This is a genomic window from Streptomyces sp. NPDC058001, assembly GCF_042886315.1.
Taxonomy (GTDB): domain Bacteria; phylum Actinomycetota; class Actinomycetes; order Streptomycetales; family Streptomycetaceae; genus Streptomyces.
In genome coordinates, this window is record NZ_JBHVQT010000009.1 from 82,990 (window position 1) to 103,173 (window position 20,184).

The following is a 20,184-nucleotide window of genomic DNA, read 5'->3' on the forward strand; positions in this document are numbered from 1 at the left end:
ACGGAAGGCCCGCGCGCGTAGCGCCCCTCCCCCGTCGAGCGGCCTCAGTCCAGCGCCGTCCCGATCACCACCCACATCAGCACCGCCCCGGCGACGGTGCACAGCAGCGTCGAGCGCGCCGGATGGCGGTGGCTGGCCTCGGGAAGGATCTCGGCCGCCGCGATGTAGAGCAGGGCGCCGCCGAAGAAGCCGAGGTAGCAGGCGAGGGCTTGCGCCGGAATGGTGAAGAACAGCGTCGACGCGGCGCCGACGACGGGTGCGCAGGCGTCGGCGAGGAGCATCAGGATCGCCTTGCGGCGGTCGTTCCCGTAGGCGCGCGTGACGGTGTACGTGTTGAAGCCGTCCGCGAAGTCGTGGGTGACGACGGCGAGCGCGACGGTCAGCCCCATGGCGCTGTCGACCTGGAACGACGCGCCGATCGCGACCCCGTCGGCCATGCTGTGGCCGACCATCGCGGAGGCCGCGCCGATACCCACCTGGGGCAACTGGCCCGGCTGATGGGCCCCGTGTTCGGCCTGACGCAGCGCCAGCAGCCGTTCCAGGATGTGCGCGACGAGGAAGCCGCCGACGAACAGCAGCAGTGCCGCGGGAACGCCGTAGATCCGCTCGGGCGCTCCCTCGACGGCCTCCGGCAGCAGGTCGAAGCCGACCACGCCGAGCATCAGCCCGCCGGCGAATCCGAGCACCAGATGGCGCCGGTCGGACACGTGCTGGGCCGTCCAGCCGCCGACCAGCGTCATCACGAACGATCCCAGCGCCACGAGCACGGCCATGGTCCCTTGCTAGCGGATCGCCCGCCCCCGCGCACGCACAAGTCCCCCTGACCACCCGCGTCACTCACATGTACGACCATCTACGACCCTGTACAACCCTGTACGACCCCGAGAGGAACCTCCCATGGCCGAAGCGACCACCGACGAGGTCACCGGAAAGGCCGGACCGGAAGCCACCGGCAAGGTGACCTTCGTCGGTGCCGGTCCCGGCGCCGCCGATCTCCTCACCTTCCGCGCGGCGCGCGCCATCGCCGACGCGGACATCGTCATCTGGGCGGCGAGCCTGGTGCAGGCGGAGGTCCTCGACCACGCGCGCGCGGGCGCGGAGATCCTCGACTCGGCGACGATGTCCCTTGAGGACGTCGTCGCGGTGTACGAGCGGGCGGCGACGGACAGTCTGAGGGTCGCCAGGGTCCACTCCGGTGACCCTGCGCTGTGGGGCGGCACGCAGGAACAGCTCGACCGGTGCGCGGAGATCGGGGTCGACACCGAGGTGGTCCCCGGGGTCTCGTCGTTCTCGGCCGTCGCGGCGCTCGCGCGGCGGGAGCTGACGATCCCGGAGGTCGCGCAGTCGGTGATCCTCACCCGGCTCGGCGGCGGCAAGACGCCGATGCCGCCGGGCGAGGAGGTACGGGAGTTCGCGCGGCACGGCACGACGATGGCGCTGTTCCTGTCGGCGGCGCGCAGCGGCCAGTTGGTCAGGGAACTCCTGGAGGGCGGGTATCCGACGTCGACGCCGGTCGTGGTCGCGTACCAGGCGACCTGGCCGGAGGAGCTGATCGTGACGTGCACGATCGGCACGCTGGAGGAGACCGTCAAGGAACACCGGCTGTGGAAGCACACCTTGTTCCTGGTGGGTCCGGCGCTCGCCGCCCAGGGCACCCGTTCGCACCTCTACCACCCGGGGCACTTCCACGGATTCCGCCGGGCCGACCCCAAGGCACGGGCGGCACTGCGCGCGAAGCGGGCCGAAGACGCTCAGCGCGCCGAACAGACGCAGCGCGCCGAACAGAGTCAAGGCGCCGAACAGCCCGAGCGGGCGGAGCCGTCCGAGTCATGATCACGGTCATCGGTACGGGCACGGGCGCGCCGCTCCCGCCGGACGCGCGGACCGCGCTGGCCGACGCGGGTCTCGTCGTCGGCGCCCGACGCCACCTCGACGCGGCCGGGCTGCCCGACGGTGTCGAGCGGATCGTGCTCGGGCCGCTCGCCCCGGCGCTCGACGCCATCGAGGCTTGGTGCGCCGCCGGGGGCGAGGGGCGGAGCCGGATCGTGGTGCTCGCCTCCGGGGACCCCGGGTTCTTCGGCATCGTGCGGGTACTCGCGGAGCGGTTCGGGTCCGGCGCGCTGGACGTACGGGCCGGTGTGTCGTCGGTGGCCGGGGCGTTCGCGCGGGTGGGTCTGGAGTGGGACGACGCGGTGGTCGTCAGCGCACACGGGCGGGACCTGCGCACGGCGGTGAACGTGTGCCGGGCGCACCCCAAGGTCGCCGTACTCACCGGACCGGGCGCGGGCCCCGCCGAACTGGGCGCCGAACTGGCGCACGCGACCACCGGCCGCACCCTCGTCGTGGCGACCGCCCTGGGCGACCCCGCGCGCGAGTCGGTCGAGCGGGTGACACCCGCCGAGGCCGCCGCGCGCGACTGGGGCACGGCGGTCAGCGTGGTCCTCTGCCTGGAGACGGCGCGGCTCACACCCGACCACACGGACCTCACGGACCTCGCGCCCCACCCCACCTCCGGCCCCGTGACGATCGCTGGCCCACGTCCCGGACCCGACCGCTGGGCCCTGGAGGAGGACGCCTTCGCGCACCGCGACTCGATGATCACGAAGTTCGAGGTAAGGGCCCTCGCGCTGGGCCGGCTCGGCCCCCGTACCGGTGATCTGGTGTGGGACGTGGGTGCGGGTTCCGGTTCGGTGGCCGTGGAGTGCGCGCGGTTCGGTGCGGCGGCCGTCGCCGTCGAGAAGAGCGCGGACGGGGTCGCCCGGATCCGCGCCAACGCCGAGACGCACGGTGTGTCCGTACAGGCCGTGCACGGCTCGGCGCCCGCCGTCCTGGCCGAACTCCCGGACCCGGACGCCGTGTTCGTCGGCGGCGGTGGCGCCGAACTGCCGGCCGTGGTCACCGCGTGCGCGCTCCGCGCGCGCCGCGCGGTGGTGGTCGCGATGGCCGCGCTCGACCGGGTACCGGCCGCGCGCGCGGCGCTGACCGGTGCCGGATACACGTGCGACGGCGTACTGCTCCAGTCGTCCCGGCTCGCACCACTGCCGGGGGACGTGACCCGGCTCGCCGCCGCCAACCCCGTCTTCCTGCTCTGGGGCACCCGCCCCACTCCACCTCTGCGAGGAGCGAACCTGTGATCGGCCTGATCTCCGCGACCGCGGCGGGCGCCCTGGCCCGCGACCGGCTGGCGACCGCGTGGCCCGGACGGACCCGGGTGTACGAGGGTCCCGTGGCGGACGCCGTACGGCGGGCGTTCGGCGAATGCGAGCAGGTGGTGTGCTGTCTCGCGACGGGCGCGGTGGTCCGGATCCTCGCACCGCTGCTGTCCGACAAGGGCACCGACCCCGGTGTGGTGTGCGTGGACGAGGGAGCACGCTTCGCGGTGTCCCTGGTCGGCGGTCACGCGGGCGGCGCCAACGCGCTGGCACGGGAAGTCGCGGACGTACTCGGGGCGTCGCCCGTGGTGACGACGGCGACGGACGCGGCGGGCATCCCGGGCCTGGACACGCTGGGGATGCCGTACGAGGGGGAGGTCGCCGGGGTGTCCCGGGCGCTGCTCGACGGGGAGCCGGTGGGTCTGGTCGCGGAGGTGCCCTGGCCGCTGCCGGCACTGCCGTTCACGGTCGGGGAACCGGGCGCCAGTGACGCCGCCTTGGTGCGGGTCTCCGACCGGCTGGTCCCTCCGGCCGACGGCGATGCGGTGGTGCCGCAAGTGGTGCTGCGGCCCCCGTCCCTGGTCGCCGGGGTCGGCGGCTCCCGGGGCGTGCCCGTGGACGAGGTGGAGGGGCTGGTGCGGGACGCGCTGCGGGACGCCGGGCTGTCCGTCCGCTCCCTCGCCGCGCTGGCCACCGTGGACGCGAAGGCGACCGAGCCGGGGATCACCGGGGCCGCCGCCCGCCTCGGCGTGCCCCTTCTGACGTACTGCGCCGACGAGTTGGCGGTGGTGACGGTGCCGAATCCGTCGGACGCGCCGCTCGCCGCCGTCGGCACCCCGTCCGTGGCCGAGGCCGCCGCGCTGATCGGCGGCGGTGAACTCCTCGTACCGAAGCGGAAGTCGGTGCGGGCGGACGGGTCGCCCGCGATGGCGACGTGCGCGGTGGTGCGGCGGGCGGCGCGGGGGCGGCTCGCCGTGGTCGGTCTGGGGCCCGGCGCGCGGGACCTGCTGACGCCGCGCGCGAAGGACGAACTGCGCCGGGCGTCGGTCCTGGTGGGCCTCGACCAGTACGTGGACCAGATCCGGGATCTGCTGCGCCCCGGTACCCGGGTCCTGGAGTCGGGGCTCGGCGCCGAGGAGGAACGGGCCCGTACCGCCGTGGCCGAGGCCCGCGCGGGGCACGCGGTCGCGCTGATCGGCAGCGGGGACGCGGGCGTGTACGCGATGGCGTCACCGGCGCTCGCCGAGGCGTCCGACGACATCGACGTGGTCGGGGTGCCGGGTGTGACGGCGGCGCTCGCGGCGGGCGCGCTCCTGGGGGCGCCGCTCGGCCACGACCATGTGTCGATCAGCCTCTCCGATCTGCACACCCCGTGGGAGGTCATCGAGCGGCGGGTGCGGGCCGCCGCCGAGTCCGACCTCGTGGTCACCTTCTACAACCCGCGCAGCCGGGGCCGGGACTGGCAGTTGCCGAAGGCGCTGGGCATCCTCGCCGAGCACCGGACGCCCACCACGCCGGTCGGAGTCGTCCGCAACGCCTCACGCCCGGACGGGTCGACCCGGGTGACGACACTCGCCGGGCTCGATCCGGAGGCCATCAGGAGTGTCGACATGATGACCGTGGTGACCGTCGGCAACACGGCGACCCGGGAGATCGCGGGCCGTATGGTCACGCCGCGCGGCTACCGCTGGCAGGAGGAGCCGAAGTGAACCGGATCGTGCACCCCATCGAGCAGGAGTCCTTCCGGCGGCTGCGGACCCGCCTCGACACCTCCGGCCTCCCGCCGCTGACCCGGGCCGTCGTCGAACGCGTCATCCACTCCGCCGCCGACCTCGACTACGCGAGGGATCTCGTCCTGGACGAGGACACGCTCCGCCCGGCGCACGCCGCGCTGCGCACCGGGGCGCCCGTCGTCGTGGACGTCGAGATGGTCGCCGCCGGGATCACCCGCCGGGCCACCGTGTGCCGGCTGAGGGACGCTGTCGCCGGGCCGGGGCTGACACGGTCGGCGCACGCGGTGCGGCTCGCGTACGAGGAGGTCGGGCCCGGCGCGGTGTGGGTGATCGGCTGCGCGCCGACCGCCCTGGAGGAACTGCTCACGCTGGACGCCGCGCCCGCGCTGGTGATCGGGCTGCCCGTCGGGTTCGTCGGCGCGGCCGAGTCCAAGGCGGCGCTGCGGGCGAGCGGGCTGCCCGCCGTCAGCAATGTCTCCGAGAAGGGCGGCTCGGCGGTGGCGGCAGCGGCCCTCAACGCCCTTCTGTACCACCCTGTTTCCGTTTCCGTCCCTGAGGAGAAGTCGTGACCACCCCCCGCCCCGCACTGCTGATCGCCGGACACGGCACCCGGGACGAGGGTGGCGCCGAGGCGTTCCGCGCGTTCGTACGGGAGTTGGGGCGACTCAATCCCGAACTCGCCGTCGCCGGCGGGTTCATCGAACTGTCGCCGCCGCCGCTGGGTGAGGCGGTGGCCGAGTTGGTGGAGCGGGGGGTACGGCGGTTCGCGGCGGTGCCGCTGATGCTGGTGTCGGCCGGGCACGCCAAGGGGGACATACCGGCGGCGCTGGCCCGCGAGAAGGAACGGCATCCCGGGATCTCGTACTCCTACGGGCGTCCGCTCGGTCCGCACCCGGCGCTGCTGCGGGTCCTCGAACGCCGCATTGACGAGGTGCTGGGTGACGCGGTGGACCGCTCCGAGGTCATGGTCCTCCTGGTGGGGCGCGGGTCGACGGATCCGGACGCCAACGCCGAAGTCCTCAAGGCCGCACGGCTGTTGTGGGAGGGGCGGGGGTACGCGGGTGTGGAGACGGCGTTCGTCTCGCTCGCGGCGCCCGATGTGCCGTCGGGTCTGGAGCGCTGTGTGAAGCTGGGCGCGCGCCGGGTCGTGGTGCTGCCGTACTTCCTGTTCACGGGCATCCTGCCGGAGCGGGTACGGCGGCAGACGGCGGACTGGGCGGCGGCACATTCCGGCGTCGAGGTGCGGTCGGCCGATGTGATCGGTGCGGAGCCGGAGTTGCTGGACCTGGTGATGGAGCGGTACGAGGAGGCGGCGCGCGGGGAGGTGCGGATGAACTGCGACGCGTGCGTGTACCGGATCGCGCTGCCGGGGTTCGAGGACAAGGTGGGGCTCCCGCAGCAGCCGCACTTCCACCCGGACGACGACGGCCACCACGGGCATGGACACGGGCACGGGCATGGGCCCAGTCACGGGCATCACGCGCATGCGCACTGACGAGGACGAGGGCGCCGGGGCGGGAGCCGGGGCAGGGGCGGGGGCGGGGTGTGCGCCGGATCTGCGGCACCACGGTGACGCGGAGGTCCGCGACGACGGGCGCGACCTGGTGGACCTCGCGGTGAACGTCCGCACGGACACTCCCCCGGCCTGGCTACGGGACCGGATCGCGGCCTCGCTGGACGGGCTCGCGGCGTATCCGGACGGGCGGGCGGCGCGGGCGGCGGTGGCGGCGCGGCATGAACTCCCCGTGGATCGGGTGCTGTTGACGGCGGGGGCCGCCGAGGCGTTCGTCCTGCTCGCGCGGGCGCTGAAGGTGGCGCGGCCGGTGGTCGTGCATCCGCAGTTCACCGAGCCGGAGGCCGCGTTGCGGGATGCCGGGCATGAGGTGGGGCGGGTGCTGCTGCGCGCGGAGGAGGGGTTCCGGCTCGACCCGGGCCGGGTCCCCGAGGACGCCGATCTGGTGGTGATCGGCAACCCGACGAATCCGACGTCGGTCCTGCATACGGCGGCGCTCATCACGGAACTGGCCCGCCCCGGGCGGACGGTGGTCGTGGACGAGGCGTTCATGGACGCGGTGCCGGGTGAGCGGGAGTCCCTGGCCGGGCGGACGGATGTCCCCGGCCTGGTCGTCCTGCGCAGCCTGACGAAGACATGGGGACTCGCCGGGTTGCGGATCGGGTACGTGCTGGCGGCGCCGGAGACGATCGCCGCGCTGGAGCGGGCGCAGCCGTTGTGGCCGGTGTCGTCGCCCGCGTTGGTGGCGGCCGAGGCGTGTGTCGGGGTGGAAGCGCTGGCCGAGGCGGCGCGGTTCGCGGACCAAGTGGTCCGCGATCGCCAGGTGTTGCTCACCGGCCTGGCCCGCCTGGCCCCCGCCGGCCTCCGGGTGGCGGCCCACCCGGAGGCCCCGTTCGTCCTCCTGACGGTGCCCAACGCGGCGGGGGTCCGCGCCCGCCTGCGCGAGGCGGGTTACGCGGTCCGCCGAGGCGACACGTTCCCGGGCCTGAACCAGACCTACCTCAGACTGGCGATCCGCCCCCCGGAGATCACCAGCGACTTCCTCACCGCCCTGACCCAGGCGACAACGGAAACCTGACCAGGCACTCTCCCACCGCGGGTAAGGGCTCTCCGCCGCGGGCGGCCGTTCTTCGATCCGCCGCGACGGCGAGCACCCCCACCCCCTGACCGGCGGTCATCACCCACCGCAAGCCGGGAAAGAATCCGCCGTCGCAGGCCAGGAGACCCCCGCCCCCGACCACCACGCCCTCCGCCCCGCAGGGGCGGGTCAGTCACCCGGTATTACGCCCGGCGCGCCCGGCGCGCGAGGGCGACGGCTGCGGCGCCGCCGCCCAGCAGGACGATCGCCCCGCCGGCGATGTACGGCGTCGCCGAACTGCCCCCGGTCTCCGCGAGGTTCTCGCCGGTGCCGCCCTGCGGCTTCACGTCCGGCTTCTCCGCCGCCGGCTTCTCCGCGGGCGACGTCGGCGTCGCGGCCGGGGTCGGGTCCGTCTTCGCCCCGGCCGGCGGAGCCTCACAGGTGGCGCCCGCGAGGGTGACCGTGCCCTCGACCTCGGCCACGTTCAGCTTGAGCGGGTTCACGGACACCTTCAGCTCCAGCGCGGACGCGGCGGCCGTACGGGACGTCGTCTCCGTCTTGGACAGGTCGAGCCGGACCTCGCCGACGCCCGGGACCTTGACCTCGGTCGTGCCGCCGGCGGACAGCGTGATCTTCTTGCCGAGCACGGTGACGGCGCCGAGCACGTTCGACTCGGCGACCGGCTTGCGGCCCGCCTCGCAGACGGCCTTGGACGTGACCTGTTCGACCTCGATCAGGGAGAGCAGCGGAAGCCCGGGGACATGGATCTTCGCGTGCGCGAGATTGGTGTATCCCTCGGCCTTCGTCTTGTTCACGGTCGCCTTGGCCTGGGCGACATCGGCGCGCAGCACGCTGAACGGCTTGCCGCCCTCGACACCGTCCAACTGGGCGGTCAGCGCGGTCTTCTCGGCGTTCGCGGGCGCCTGGACCTCGTTCAGGGTGACGGCCAGCGGCACGTTCACGGTCTTGTTGAGCAGGGAGACGTCGAGCGCGGTACGGAGCACGACGGCGCCGGCCCGGCCCTGGTCACCGGTGGCGTGGGCGGTGCCGGTGCCGGCGAGGACCGCGGGCCCGGCGACGAGGACCGTGGCGGCCGTGGTGGCGGCGAGACGGCGTGCGGGCAGGCGGAAGGCGTTGCTGTTCAAGGTGGTGGGACCCCCACAAGAGACATCGGAAGAGACACGACGTCATCGGCGAGCGCGTCGAACGGGGACCAAGGCGGTCGCCGACGACGTCGTTGCCGGAATACTTACGCACGGAGAGTGAACGGTCAGCGACCTGACGTGAGTTCACTCCAAAGTGATGTTTCCGAGCCTTTGTTTGAATATTCCGGTACGTGCGTTCCCTTGGGTCACCCGGTTCACGTACGCCGAAGTGCCCTTACGGAGTACGCCGGTTGACGGGACGGGCGTACGCGGGCGGTACGCCGGAGGTGTTCAACGAGTCGCCGTACGAAGATGTAACGCCCCGTCAACCCGCCGCAATCGTGGGGTCGGTGGAGGTCAGCCGACGACCTTGCCGTTGAGCACGATGCGTCGGGGCGCCGTGAGGACCCGTACGTCCTCGCGCGGGTCCGTGTCGAAGACGACGAGGTCGGCCGGGGCGCCCTCCACGAGTCCGGGGCGGCCGAGCCAGTCGCGGGCGCCCCAGACGGCGGCGGAGATCGCGTCGACGGCGGGGAGTCCCGCGGTGACGAGTTCGGCGACCTCGCCGCCGACCAGCCCGTGGGCGAGCCCGCCGCCCGCGTCCGTACCGGCGTAGACGGGCACTCCGGCGTCGTAGGCCGCGCGCACGGTGTCGTAGCGGCGCTCGTACAGCCGGCGCATATGGGCCGACCAGCGGGGGAATCTGGCCGCGCCGCCGTCCGCGAGGGCGGGGAAGGTGGCGATGTTGACGAGCGTCGGCACGATGGCGACGCCGTGCTCGGCGAAGAGCGGGATGGTGTCCTCGGTGAGTCCGGTGGCGTGTTCGACGCAGTCGATGCCCGCCTCCACGAGGTCGCGCAGGGAGTCCTCGGCGAAGCAGTGCGCGGTGACGCGGGCGCCGAGCCGGTGGGCCTCGGCGATGGCCGCCTCGACCGCGTCGCGCGGCCAGCAGGCGGTGAGGTCTCCGGCGTCGCGGTCGATCCAGTCGCCGACGAGTTTGACCCAGCCGTCGCCGCGCCGGGCCTCCTGGGCGACATAGGCGACGAGGTCCGGCGGCTCGATCTCGTAGGCGTAGTCGCGGATGTAGCGCCGGGTACGGGCGATGTGCCGGCCGGCCCTGATGATCTTCGGCAGGTCGTCGCGGGCGTCGATCCAGCGGGTGTCGGACGGGGAGCCGGCGTCGCGGATGAGTAGGGCGCCGGCCTCACGGTCGGTGAGCGCCTGCTTCTCGGCGACATCGGCGGATACCGGGCCGTGGGCGTCCAGGCCGACATGGCAGTGCGCGTCGACCAGACCGGGCAGGGCCCAGCCCTCGACGGTGGTCACATCATGGGCACCGGCCGGCCGGTCGTACGTCACCCGCCCGCCGACGACCCACAACTCGTCCCGGACATCCTCGGGCCCGACAAGCACCCGCCCCTTCACCCGCAACACCGTGCGATCACGCATACGGAAACCCTAGGCGGTCCGCCCTGGGGACCGGTACGAGCCCCCGACTCCCGAGGGACGGGTGTGGGTACGGGTACGGGTACGTACCCTTGAGGCGTGGGAAGGAGTACGACAGTGTCCGATGCCAATGTCCGTATCCCGGAGGAAGCCAGGGACCGGCTGGCCGCCATAGCTGCCGCTGAGGGGTTGTCACTGCGCGCGTATCTCGCGCGTCTCGCCGAGACGCTGCTGACTCCGGCCGAGCGCGCCGAGCGTGCGGAGAAGGCCCTGGCCGCGTTGACGGAGTGGAACGGCTACGCGCCGACCGCGGCCGAACAGCGGGACCTGGACAGCGAACTGGACCGGCGCCTGGCCCGGGTGAGCGGCCCGTGAGCGACGCCCTGCACATCGTCCTGGACGACACCGCGATGGCCGCGGCCGGCCAGGGCAACGTTCTCGCTTCCCGCCTGATCCACCGCGCGCACGCCGAATCGGGCTGGTTCCTGTACGCCCCGGCGTGTGCCTTGGTGGAAGCCGATCGCGCCCGGCCCGGCACAGCGGAGCATCTGGCTTCCCTTCCCGGCGTCACCGTCCTCGATCTGGACCTGGCCGCCGCTCTCGCCGTCGCGCGGGAGAAGACGTGGGCCGCGGCGCACAGCGAGTACGCGGCGCGGCCCACCCCCGACCGTCCCGACGGGGCGATCATCGCGACCACCGCCCCGCACCGGTGGGTAGGCGAGCCGGTCCGCGTGCTGGACCTCACTCCCTGATCGCGGCCCGCTGGGACCGAACGGGCTCAGGACCCCCCGGCCGGAGTCGTCGGAGTCGCCGATGTCGTCGTCGGGTTGAGGACCCGGGACAGGAAGTCCTGGGTGCGGGGGTGTTCGGGGGCGGTGATGACCTGGGCGGGGGTGCCCTGTTCCACGATGAGTCCGGCGTCCATGAAGACCACGCGGTCGGCGACCTCGCGGGCGAAGCTCATCTCATGGGTGACGACCATCATCGTCATGCCCTCGTCGGCGAGCATCCGCATCACGGCGAGTACGTCCCCGACGAGTTCGGGGTCGAGGGCCGACGTCGGCTCGTCGAAGAGCATCACCTCGGGGCCCATGGCGAGCGCGCGGGCGATGGCGACGCGCTGCTGCTGCCCGCCGGAGAGCGCGGCGGGATACGCGGCGGCCTTCTCGGAGAGCCCCACGCGCCGCAGGTTGTCGGCGGCGACGGCCGCCGCCTCGGCCTTGTCCCGGCCGAGGACCCGCCGCTGCGGCAGGGTGAGGTTCTCGGTCACGGACAGATGCGGGAAGAGGTTGAACTGCTGGAAGACCATGCCGATCCGGCGCCGCACGGCGTCGATGTCGACGTCGGGATGGGTGACCTCGCTGCCGCCGACGAAAACCTGCCCCTCGCTGGGCGTCTCCAGCAGATTGACGCAGCGCAGCAGCGTGGACTTGCCGGAGCCGGAGGGCCCGATGACGCAGACGACCTCGCCGGACGCGATCTCCAGGTCGATGCCGCGGAGGACATGGTTGTCGCCGAAGGACTTGTGCAGGCCCCGGACCAGGATCTCGGGTGCCGAGGCGCCCGTCCCGTGCTCCCCGTCCTGTCCCTGCCCGTCCTTGGCCAAAGGTGTCGTACTCATCGGGCCTCCGCGGCACGGGCTTCGAGTCGGCGGACGACGAAGCCGAGGGGCACCGTCACCAGCAGGTAGCAGAGTCCGGCGACGAGGATCGGGGTCGAGTTGGCGGTCTCGCTGGCGAGGTCGCGGCCGAACTTGGTCAGTTCGCGTTCCTGGAGCGTGACGCCGAGGAACAGCACGAGCGAGGAGTCCTTGAAGAGGAGCACCAACTCGTTGGTGAGCGGCGGGATCACGATCCGGAACGCCTGCGGGATGACGATCGACACCATGGCGCGGGTGTGCGAGAACCCCAGCGAACGGGCCGCCTCCAACTGCCCCTTGGGCACGGCCTGGATCCCGGCCCGGATGGTCTCGGCCATGTACGCGGCGGAGACCAGGCCGAGCGCGAGCGCGACCTTGCCGTAGGTGCCGCCGGGGATCTCGGTGCCGGGGAAGGCGAGCGGGACGGCGACGCCCACGAAGATGAAGATCAGCAGGGCGGGCAGGCCGCGGAAGATCTCGATGTAGATCCCGGCGACCCAGCGGTAGGGGCCGACCGAGGAGAGCCGCATCAGGGCGACGACGACCCCGAGGACGAGCCCGAAGAGGAACCCGGACAGCGTGTACAGGACGGTGTTGCGCAGGGCCGTCGTGATGATGTCGGGGAAGAGCTGCTTGGCGAGGTCGGTCTGCGCGAACTGGTTGGCCAGGCGGCCCCAGTCCGCGGTGGCGCCGAGTGCGATGACGACGGCGGCGAACAGGGCGTACTGGACGCCCTGGGACAGCGCGCGCCGCTGCCGCTTGCTGAGCCCGGAGCGGGTGGGCGTGCCGGGCGCCGGCGCCGGGTGCTTGTCGGGCGCCGGGGTGTCCGGCGCCGAGGTGCCCGGGTCGGCCGCGCTCATGAGGCGGAGGGCGAGGCGCCGGAGGTGTCGGCGGGCGTGTAGGGGCCGATCCACTGCTCGTAGAGCTTCTTGTACGTGCCGTCGGCCTTGGCGTCCGCGAGGGCCTTGTCGATGGCGGCGAGCAGCTTGCTGTTGCCCTTCTTCACCGAGAAGCCGTACTGCTCGCCGGTGTCGAGGTTGTCCACGACCTGGAAGGCGCCGGAGTTGGCCTTGTCCTTGAGCCAGCCCTGGACGACGGGGTAGTCGATGACGACCGCGTCGACCTGGCCGGTGCGCAGGCCGTTGAGTACGGCGTCGGAGCTTTCGAAGGAGATCGGGTCGAAGCCCTTGCCGCGCGCGTACTCCTCGCCGGTCGTCTGGGCCTGCGAACCGAGCTTCTTGCCCTTCGACTTGAGGTCGGCGAGCGAGGTGACACCGGCCTTCTTGTCGGCGAGTACGGCCTGCGTGGCGTCGAAGTACGGCTCGGAGAAGTCGACGTTCTTCTTGCGCTCGTCGGTGATGGTCATGCCCGCGGCGGCGACGTCGCACTGCCCGGAGTTGAGGAAGGCGCCCGTCTTGAAGTTCTCGAACGGGGTGTCGACGATCTCCTGCTTGACGCCCAGGTCCTTCGCGACGAGGTCGATCAGGGCGACGTCGAAGCCGTCGACCTTGCCGTTCACCTCGGACTGGAACGGCGGGTACGGAAGGTGGGTGCAGGTGGTGAGCTGACCCGCCTTGACGACCGGGACGCCGTTCGCGGTGGACGACTTGTCGCTGTCGCCGGAGGAGCAGCCGGTGAGCAGGACGGCGCCCGCTGCCACGGCGGCGGCGGTCGAGATACGGGCCCGGCGGCCGAGGACCGTCGTGTTCAAGGGGAGCCTCCTGATGAGTGGGGGCTTCGATTATAAGGAAATCTTTGAGTACCTCAAACCAAAACATAGGTGGGGTATCACCTGGGCCGACGGTTACGCTCGACGCGCCCCAGCACCCCGACCGAACCGAAGAGAGCACCGCCGTGAGCCACCCCTTCCTCGACCTGGCACCGCTGACCGCCGCGCACTTCGCCGCGATCGAGCAGCGCGTGGCGCGACTGCTCGGCACCGGGCAGGACGTCGTGATCACACAGGGCGAGGCCCTGCTGCCGCTGGAGGGCTGCATCCGGGGCGCGGCGGGCCCGGGGACGACGGCGCTGAACGTGATCACGGGCCCGTACGGGCAGACCTTCGGGGGCTGGCTGCGGGACTGCGGTGCGACGGTGGTCGATCTCGCGGTGCCGTTCCACACGGCGGTCACGGCGGAGCAGATCGGGCAGTCCCTGACCGAGCACCCGGAGATCGACTTCGTGTCCCTCGTGCACGCGGAGGCGGCGACGGGCAACACGAACCCGGTCGCGGAGATAGGTGCGGTGGTACGTGAGCACGGCGCCCTGTTCATGCTGGACGCGGTCGCGTCGGTGGCCGCGGAGCCGCTGCTGCCGGACGCGTGGGGCGTGGACCTGTGTGTGATCGGCGCACAGAAGGCGATGGGCGGTCCCGCGGGCGTCTCGGCGGTGTCGGTGAGCGAGCGGGCCTGGCGGCGGATGGCCGCCAACCCGGCGGCGCCGCGCCGCTCCTATCTGTCGCTCCTGGACTGGAAGGAGCGCTGGATCGACGCGGGCCGCGCGGCGCTGCCGCACGCGCCGGCCCAGTTGGAGATGCTCGCGCTCGACGCCTGTCTGGAGCGGATCGAGTCGGTGGGCCTGGAGACGGTGACGGCACGGCACGCTTCGGTGGCCGCCGCGACCCGTGCGGGCGCGCTCGCCCTGGGCCGCGGGCTTGAGCCCTATGTGTACGAGGCGCGGGACGCGGCGCCGGTGGCGACGACCCTGCGGGTGCCGGCGGGTGTGGACGCGTCGGACGTGGTGGCGCGTGCGCTTGCGGCGCACCCGGGGCTGCCGCTGGTCGCGGGCGGCGGCGCGCTGAGCAAGGAGATGATTCGCGTCAATCACTACGGTCCCGACGCGACGACGGAGACCGTGGACGCGTGCCTGGCGGCACTCGGTGAGGCACTGGATGAGGCGACGGGCGACGCGATGGGCCAGGCGCTGGGCGAGGCGGCGGCTGGATGAGCGGGCACCGGGTGCCACCCGGAACTCCCCCGGATTCACTTTCGCACTTTCCCAAATCAACAACTCCCGGCGGGAATTCATAAAGAGTTTTGGCGCAGCTTCCCATATTCTCCTGCCCGGTTTTTTGAAGGCTAAACACTAAGGTTTCACTAACGCTCGGAGACGTAATTCCGGCAGGTCTCACAGGAGTTACACTCTTGTGACCCATTACACATCAGGCCCGTTTCGCCCCATAAATCCGGGACGAAGCGGGCTTTTTGCCGTCTTCTCGCGCGGCCACACGCGCCCGCGTGATAACACGGCACTCCGCCGTACGTAACCCCGACCGGCGATGCAATCCAAGAAATTGCTCGGTAAATTCAATCCGCATGACCGCCGCCCAAGCAGACCTGCAAGCGCAATTCCTGGAAATGCCGGACGGCCTGCGGATCGACCGTCCGGAGGTGGCCGACGGTGCCGTGATCTGGCGCATCGCCAAGGACTCGAAGGCCCTCGACCTCAACTCCTCGTACAGCTATCTCCTGTGGTGCCGCGACTTCGCCGGGACATCCGTGGTGGCACGCGGTGCCGATGGCCGCCCGGTCGGTTTCATCACCGGCTACATCCGGCCGTCCCGGCCCGAGACCCTCGTCGTCTGGCAGGTGGCCGTCGACGCGGCGCACCGGGGGCGTGGTCTGGCCGCCGCGCTCCTCGACGGGCTCACCGCCCAGGTCGCCGCCGGTCAGGCCGCCGCCGAGAGCGCGCTGACCTCGGTCGAGACGACCATCGCACCCGGCAACACCGCGTCCGAGCGGCTGTTCACCTCGTACGCCGAGCGCCATGGCGCCCCGGTCGAACGTGAAGTGCTGTTCGGCGCCGGGGCGTTCCCCGACGGCCCGCACGACCCCGAAGTGCTGTACCGCATCGGCCCGTTCGGCCACTGAACCCAGGAGAGATGCTGTGACCATCACCCAGCCCGACCTGAGCGTCTTCGAGACCCTGGAGTCGGAGGTGCGCAGCTACTGCCGCGGTTGGCCCACCGTCTTCGACCGTGCGCGGGGCAGCCGCATGTACGACGAGGACGGCCACACGTACCTGGACTTCTTCGCCGGGGCCGGCTCCCTCAACTACGGACACAACAACCCCGTACTCAAACGCGCCCTCATCGACTACCTGGAACGCGACGGCGTCACGCACGGTCTCGATATGTCGACGACGGCGAAACGCGCCTTCCTGGAGTCCTTCCAGAACCTGGTGCTGCGCCCGCGCGACCTGCCGTACAAGGTCATGTTCCCGGGCCCGACCGGCACCAACGCCGTGGAGTCCGCGCTGAAGCTGGCCCGGAAGGTGAAGGGCCGGGAGTCGATCGTGTCGTTCACGAACGCCTTCCACGGCATGTCGCTCGGCTCGCTCGCCGTCACCGGCAACGCCTTCAAGCGGGCGGGCGCCGGTATCCCGCTGGTGCACGGCACGCCCATGCCGTTCGACAACTACCTCGACGGGCAGGTGCCGGACTTCCTCTGGTTCGAGCGGCTGCTCGGCGACCAGGGTTCCGGGCTCAACCAGCCCGCGGCCGTGATCGTGGAGACCGTGCAGGGCGAGGGTGGCATCAATGTCGCGCGCCCCGAGTGGCTGCGCTCGCTCGCCGATCTGTGCGCGCGCCGCGACATGCTGCTGATCGTCGACGACATCCAGATGGGCTGCGGCCGTACCGGTGCCTTCTTCTCCTTCGAGGAGGCGGGCATCGTGCCGGACATCGTGACGGTGTCCAAGTCGATCAGCGGCTATGGACTGCCCATGTCGCTGTGCCTGTTCAAGCCGGAGCTGGACATCTGGGAGCCCGGCGAGCACAACGGCACCTTCCGCGGCAACAACCCGGCGTTCGTCACGGCCGCCGCGGCGCTGGAGGCGTACTGGTCGGACGGGCCCGCGATGGAGAAGCAGACCCTGGAGCGCGGCCAGCAGATCCAGGAGGCGCTGGGCGCGCTGGTCGACGAACACCGGCCTGAGATCAAGGAGTTCCGGGGCCGGGGTCTGGTGTGGGGCGTCGAGTTCCACGACAAGGCACGCGCGGGTGCCATAGCGCGGCGGGCCTTCGAACTGGGCCTGCTCATCGAGACATCGGGCCCTGAGGGCGAGGTGGTCAAGCTCCTGCCGGCGCTGACGATCACCCCCGACGAACTGGACGAGGGTCTGCGGACCCTGACCCGCGCGGTCCGCGAAACGGCCTGACCCAAGACAGAACGACCAAGCGAGCACCAGAGCGACAGAGAGGCGTCGAAGCACCGTGATCGTCCGATCGTTCAAGGAGATCGAAGGCACCGACCGGCATGTGAAGTCCCGGTCCGGCACCTGGGAGAGCAAGCGCATCGTGCTCGCCAAGGAGCGTGTGGGCTTCTCGCTGCACGAGACGATCCTGTACGCGGGTACGGAGACCTCGATGTGGTACGCGAACCACATAGAGGCCGTCCTCTGCGTGGAGGGCGAGGCCGAACTGACCGACGAGGAGACCGGCGAGAAGCACTGGATCTCGCCCGGCACGATGTATCTCCTCGACGGCCATGAGCGGCACACCCTGCGCCCGCGCACCGACTTCCGGTGCGTGTGCGTCTTCAACCCGCCCGTGACGGGGCGGGAGGACCACGACGAGAACGGCGTCTACCCGCTGCTGACCGAGGAGGTATGAGCGATGACGACGACCACGACCGAAGCGACCACCGACCTGTATCCCAGCCGGGGCGCCACCGAGGTGTCCGTACCGCGTCAGGATCCCGTGTTCTGGGGCGCGCCGGACACGCCGGGCCCGATCGCTTCCGGTGATCTGGAGGGGTACGAGCGGGACGGGTTCCTGTCCGTCGAGCAGTTGATCGGTCCCGATGAAGTCGCCGTCTACCACGACGAGTTGGAGCGCCTGATCGCCGATCCGGCGGTCCGCGCCGACGAGCGCTCGATCGTGGAGCCGACCTCGCGGGAGATCCGCTCCGTCTTCGAGGTGCACCGGATCAGCGAGGTCTTCGCGCGGCTGGTGCGGGACGAGCGGGTGGTCGGCAGAGCCCGGCAGATCCTCGGCTCGGACGTGTACGTGCACCAGTCCCGGATCAATGTGAAGCCCGGTTTCGGCGCCTCCGGTTTCTACTGGCACTCGGACTTCGAGACCTGGCACGCGGAGGACGGGCTGCCGCGGATGCGGACGGTGTCGGTGTCGATCGCGCTGACCGAGAACTTCGCCACCAACGGCGGACTCATGATCATGCCGGGTTCGCACCGGACGTTCCTGGGCTGCTCTGGCGCGACGCCCCAGGACAACTACAAGCGGTCGCTCCAGATGCAGGACGCGGGCACGCCGTCGAACGAGGCGCTGACCGGGTTCGCGGACCGGCACGGCATCCGGCTGTTCACGGGCGCGGCGGGTTCGGCGACCTGGTTCGACTGCAACTGCATGCACGGGTCGGGGGACAACATCACCCCGTATCCGCGCAGCAATGTGTTCATCGTGTTCAACAGCGTGGAGAACGAGGCGGTCGAACCGTTCTCGGCGCCCGTGCGACGCCCGGAGTTCATCGGGGCACGGGACTTCACGCCCGTACGGTGACAGGGAACGGCCGGGGGCCCGGTGCCGCTTCGTGTGCGGCACCGGGCCCCCGGCCGTTCGCTCTGGTGTGACGGTACGTCAGACCTTTTGCAGGGCCGGGTAGTCGGTGTAGCCCTGGGCGTCGCCGCCGTAGAAGGTGGCACGGTCGGGCGTGTTGTAGGGGCCGCCGGTCCTGAGGCGGGCGGGCAGGTCGGGGTTGGCGAGGAACAGGGCGCCGAACGAGACGATGTCGGCGGTGCCGTCCTCGATGAGCGCGAGCGCGTCGTGGTCGGTGACGTCCGGTGCCGTGGCCGGGTTGAGCACCAGGGCACCGGTGAACTGCTTGCGCAGTGCGAGGGTGAGTTCCCGGGTCTCGGGAGCGGCTTCGAACAGGTGCAGATAGGCGAGCCCGAGCGGCTCCAGCTCCTTCACCAGGGCGGTGTAAGTGGGCTCGGGGTCCGGCTCGTCGATGCCGTTGAAGTCATTGCCCGGGGAGAGCCGGATCGCGGTCCTGGCCGCGCCGATCTCGGCGACTATCGCCCGGGTCACCTCGACGGCGAAGCGGATACGGCCCTCGACGCCACCGCCCCACTCGTCCTCGCGGACATTGGAGTTGGGCGCGAGGAACTGGTGGACGAGATAGCCGTTGGCGCCGTGCACCTCGACGCCGTCGAAACCGGCGTCCACTGCGTTACGCGCCGCCGCCGCGAAGTCCCCTACGGTGGCCCGCACTTCGGTGCCGGTCAGCTCCCTGGGTGTCACGAAATCCTTGGGCCCGTCGGGCGTGAAGACCTGGCCCCGGGCAGGCACGGCCGACGCGCCCACGTTCACCAGGTCGTCCGGCAGCAGTACGGGGTGGCCGATGCGGCCCGCGTGCATGAGCTGGGCGAAGATCCGGCCGCCGGCCGCGTGCACCGCGTCCGTCACCTTGCGCCAGCCGGTCACCTGCTCGGCGCTGTGCAGACCCGGGGTGCTCGGGTAGCCCTGGCCGACCGGGGACGGCTGGATGCCCTCGCTGATGATCAGGCCCGCGGAGGCCCGCTGCCCGTAGTACTCCACCGTGAGATCGGTGGGGGCCGCGCCCGCGCCGGCCCGGCTGCGGGTCATCGGCGCCATGGCGATGCGGTTGGCGAGCTGGACACCGGACAGGTCGATCGGGTCGAACGCGGTGGTCATGATGCTCCCGGAACATAAAGATTGGTCGGCCAAGTAGTTGAGCCGGGAGTCACTGTAGCGCATTACTTGGCCGACCAAGGTAATCTCCGGGTATACCCCACGGGTCCATCGGTGCCGGTCTGCTGGTATCTGTGTCCCTCCCAAGTCCCTTCCACCGCCGTCCCTTCCACCTCCGTCCCGTCCATCGCCGTACAGGTCCCCCAGGAGCGTCCGATGAAGGCACCGTCCGGTCAGTCCCCGGCCATCTCGTCCGACCCCGACTGTCCCGAGCCGCCGAGCGCGGCCGAGGGTGGTCCCGTCAGCCATGCCCTGTCACGGGTCGCGCGGCTGCACCGGATCGCGGCGGGCAGACGGTTGCGCGGCGCCGGGCTCTATCCGGGACAGGAGTTCGTGATGATGCACCTGTGGGACAAGGGGCCGGTGCGGCAGGCGGAGCTGATCAAGGCGTGTGATCTTGATCCGTCGACGGTCACGAAGATGCTTCAGCGGTTGGAGCAGGCCGGGCATGTGCGGCGCAGGCCCGATCCCGGGGACGGGCGGGCGGTGCTTGTCGAGGCGACGGAGGAGAGTTGTGCGCTGCTGAGTCAGGTGCGGGACGCTTGGCGCGACCTTGAGCGGGTCACGTTGGCCGGGCTGGAGCCCGCCGAGCGGGGGGAGTTGGTGCGGTTGCTCGGGAAGGTCGAGGCGAATCTCTGTTCTGAGGCGGCGGACTGTTCCGGGGCGGGGCACGGCTAGGGCTCCGCCCCTCAGCGCCGTCGATGGGTGCGGGTCCGTCGTGGCCGGGTTGCGCAGTTCCCCGCGCCCCT

20 protein-coding genes and 1 pseudogene are annotated in these 20,184 nt (G+C 71.5%); 14 read left to right on the forward strand and 7 right to left on the reverse strand.

Annotated features, from left to right (window positions below; genetic code table 11):
* Positions 1 to 44 precede the first annotated feature (44 nt).
* Positions 45 to 773 (reverse strand): ZIP family metal transporter, encoded by a 729-nt coding sequence (locus ACFVT5_RS23105; RefSeq protein ID WP_389891014.1) that lies wholly within the window; start codon positions 771 to 773, stop codon positions 45 to 47.
* A gap of 124 nt (positions 774 to 897) precedes the next feature.
* On the opposite strand from ACFVT5_RS23105, the pseudogene cobM reads away from it, so the two are divergent.
* From cobM to cobC, 6 genes and pseudogenes are all read left to right on the forward strand, one after another.
* Positions 898 to 1,743, forward strand: a pseudogene (gene cobM / locus ACFVT5_RS23110) (precorrin-4 C(11)-methyltransferase); the annotation flags it as partial.
* An 86-nt stretch (positions 1,744 to 1,829) separates the two neighbouring features.
* A complete protein-coding gene (gene cbiE / locus ACFVT5_RS23115; protein WP_389891017.1) occupies positions 1,830 to 3,134 on the forward strand; it encodes a precorrin-6y C5,15-methyltransferase (decarboxylating) subunit CbiE in 1,305 nt (434 codons plus the stop codon).
* A complete protein-coding gene (gene cobJ / locus ACFVT5_RS23120; protein WP_389891020.1) occupies positions 3,131 to 4,861 on the forward strand; it encodes a precorrin-3B C(17)-methyltransferase in 1,731 nt (576 codons plus the stop codon). The genes cbiE and cobJ overlap by 4 nt, the downstream gene beginning before the upstream one ends.
* Positions 4,858 to 5,454 (forward strand): precorrin-8X methylmutase, encoded by a 597-nt coding sequence (locus tag ACFVT5_RS23125; RefSeq protein WP_389891023.1) that lies wholly within the window; start codon positions 4,858 to 4,860, stop codon positions 5,452 to 5,454. The genes cobJ and ACFVT5_RS23125 overlap by 4 nt, the downstream gene beginning before the upstream one ends.
* Complete coding sequence (locus tag ACFVT5_RS23130) at positions 5,451 to 6,380, forward strand: sirohydrochlorin chelatase (RefSeq protein WP_389891026.1); 930 nt, start codon at positions 5,451 to 5,453, stop codon at positions 6,378 to 6,380. Before ACFVT5_RS23125 ends, ACFVT5_RS23130 begins: the two co-directional genes overlap by 4 nt.
* Positions 6,370 to 7,476, forward strand: coding sequence for an Rv2231c family pyridoxal phosphate-dependent protein CobC (cobC, locus tag ACFVT5_RS23135; protein WP_389891029.1), 1,107 nt, complete (start codon positions 6,370 to 6,372; stop codon positions 7,474 to 7,476). Before ACFVT5_RS23130 ends, cobC begins: the two co-directional genes overlap by 11 nt.
* 203 nt (positions 7,477 to 7,679) lie before the next feature.
* On the opposite strand, the gene ACFVT5_RS23140 is transcribed toward cobC, so the two are convergent.
* Positions 7,680 to 8,621 (reverse strand): SCO1860 family LAETG-anchored protein, encoded by a 942-nt coding sequence (locus tag ACFVT5_RS23140; RefSeq protein WP_389891032.1) that lies wholly within the window; start codon positions 8,619 to 8,621, stop codon positions 7,680 to 7,682.
* Between the two features lie 357 nt (positions 8,622 to 8,978).
* Positions 8,979 to 10,070, reverse strand: a complete 1,092-nt coding sequence (locus tag ACFVT5_RS23145; protein WP_389891035.1) for an amidohydrolase family protein — start codon at positions 10,068 to 10,070, stop codon at positions 8,979 to 8,981.
* Positions 10,071 to 10,184: 114 nt separating this feature from the next.
* On the opposite strand from ACFVT5_RS23145, the gene ACFVT5_RS23150 reads away from it, so the two are divergent.
* On the forward strand, positions 10,185 to 10,442 hold the full coding sequence (locus tag ACFVT5_RS23150; protein ID WP_389891038.1) for a hypothetical protein: 258 nt from the start codon (positions 10,185 to 10,187) through the stop codon (positions 10,440 to 10,442).
* A complete protein-coding gene (locus ACFVT5_RS23155) occupies positions 10,439 to 10,819 on the forward strand; it encodes a hypothetical protein (RefSeq protein WP_389891041.1) in 381 nt (126 codons plus the stop codon). Before ACFVT5_RS23150 ends, ACFVT5_RS23155 begins: the two co-directional genes overlap by 4 nt.
* 26 nt (positions 10,820 to 10,845) lie before the next feature.
* Here the strand turns inward: ACFVT5_RS23155 and ACFVT5_RS23160 are convergent, their stop codons facing one another.
* The 3 genes from ACFVT5_RS23160 to ACFVT5_RS23170 are packed head-to-tail and all read right to left on the reverse strand — an operon-like array spanning position 10,846 to position 13,417.
* Positions 10,846 to 11,688, reverse strand: a complete 843-nt coding sequence (locus ACFVT5_RS23160) for an amino acid ABC transporter ATP-binding protein (RefSeq protein WP_389891044.1) — start codon at positions 11,686 to 11,688, stop codon at positions 10,846 to 10,848.
* A complete protein-coding gene (locus ACFVT5_RS23165) occupies positions 11,685 to 12,566 on the reverse strand; it encodes an amino acid ABC transporter permease (protein ID WP_389891047.1) in 882 nt (293 codons plus the stop codon). The genes ACFVT5_RS23160 and ACFVT5_RS23165 overlap by 4 nt, the downstream gene beginning before the upstream one ends.
* Positions 12,563 to 13,417, reverse strand: coding sequence for an ABC transporter substrate-binding protein (locus ACFVT5_RS23170; RefSeq protein WP_389891050.1), 855 nt, complete (start codon positions 13,415 to 13,417; stop codon positions 12,563 to 12,565). Before ACFVT5_RS23170 ends, ACFVT5_RS23165 begins: the two co-directional genes overlap by 4 nt.
* Before the next feature lie 143 nt (positions 13,418 to 13,560).
* On the opposite strand from ACFVT5_RS23170, the gene ACFVT5_RS23175 reads away from it, so the two are divergent.
* The 5 genes from ACFVT5_RS23175 (at position 13,561) to thpD (ending at position 18,223) form a co-directional block, all read left to right on the forward strand.
* On the forward strand, positions 13,561 to 14,652 hold the full coding sequence (locus tag ACFVT5_RS23175; RefSeq protein ID WP_389891053.1) for a pyridoxal-phosphate-dependent aminotransferase family protein: 1,092 nt from the start codon (positions 13,561 to 13,563) through the stop codon (positions 14,650 to 14,652).
* Positions 14,653 to 15,020: 368 nt separating this feature from the next.
* A complete protein-coding gene (gene ectA, locus ACFVT5_RS23180; RefSeq protein WP_389891056.1) occupies positions 15,021 to 15,575 on the forward strand; it encodes a diaminobutyrate acetyltransferase in 555 nt (184 codons plus the stop codon).
* 16 nt (positions 15,576 to 15,591) lie between these two features.
* Positions 15,592 to 16,863, forward strand: a complete 1,272-nt coding sequence (gene ectB / locus ACFVT5_RS23185; protein ID WP_389891058.1) for a diaminobutyrate--2-oxoglutarate transaminase — start codon at positions 15,592 to 15,594, stop codon at positions 16,861 to 16,863.
* Between the two features lie 55 nt (positions 16,864 to 16,918).
* On the forward strand, positions 16,919 to 17,317 hold the full coding sequence (locus ACFVT5_RS23190; protein WP_389891061.1) for an ectoine synthase: 399 nt from the start codon (positions 16,919 to 16,921) through the stop codon (positions 17,315 to 17,317).
* A 3-nt stretch (positions 17,318 to 17,320) separates the two neighbouring features.
* On the forward strand, positions 17,321 to 18,223 hold the full coding sequence (thpD, locus tag ACFVT5_RS23195; RefSeq protein ID WP_389891064.1) for an ectoine hydroxylase: 903 nt from the start codon (positions 17,321 to 17,323) through the stop codon (positions 18,221 to 18,223).
* A 78-nt stretch (positions 18,224 to 18,301) separates the two neighbouring features.
* Here the strand turns inward: thpD and ACFVT5_RS23200 are convergent, their stop codons facing one another.
* Entirely contained in the window at positions 18,302 to 19,378 is a 1,077-nt protein-coding gene (locus ACFVT5_RS23200) for an alkene reductase (RefSeq protein WP_389891067.1), read from the reverse strand.
* A 213-nt stretch (positions 19,379 to 19,591) separates the two neighbouring features.
* Between ACFVT5_RS23200 and ACFVT5_RS23205 the strand changes: the two genes are divergently transcribed.
* Positions 19,592 to 20,113 (forward strand): MarR family winged helix-turn-helix transcriptional regulator, encoded by a 522-nt coding sequence (locus ACFVT5_RS23205; RefSeq protein ID WP_389891070.1) that lies wholly within the window; start codon positions 19,592 to 19,594, stop codon positions 20,111 to 20,113.
* Positions 20,114 to 20,184 lie beyond the last annotated feature (71 nt).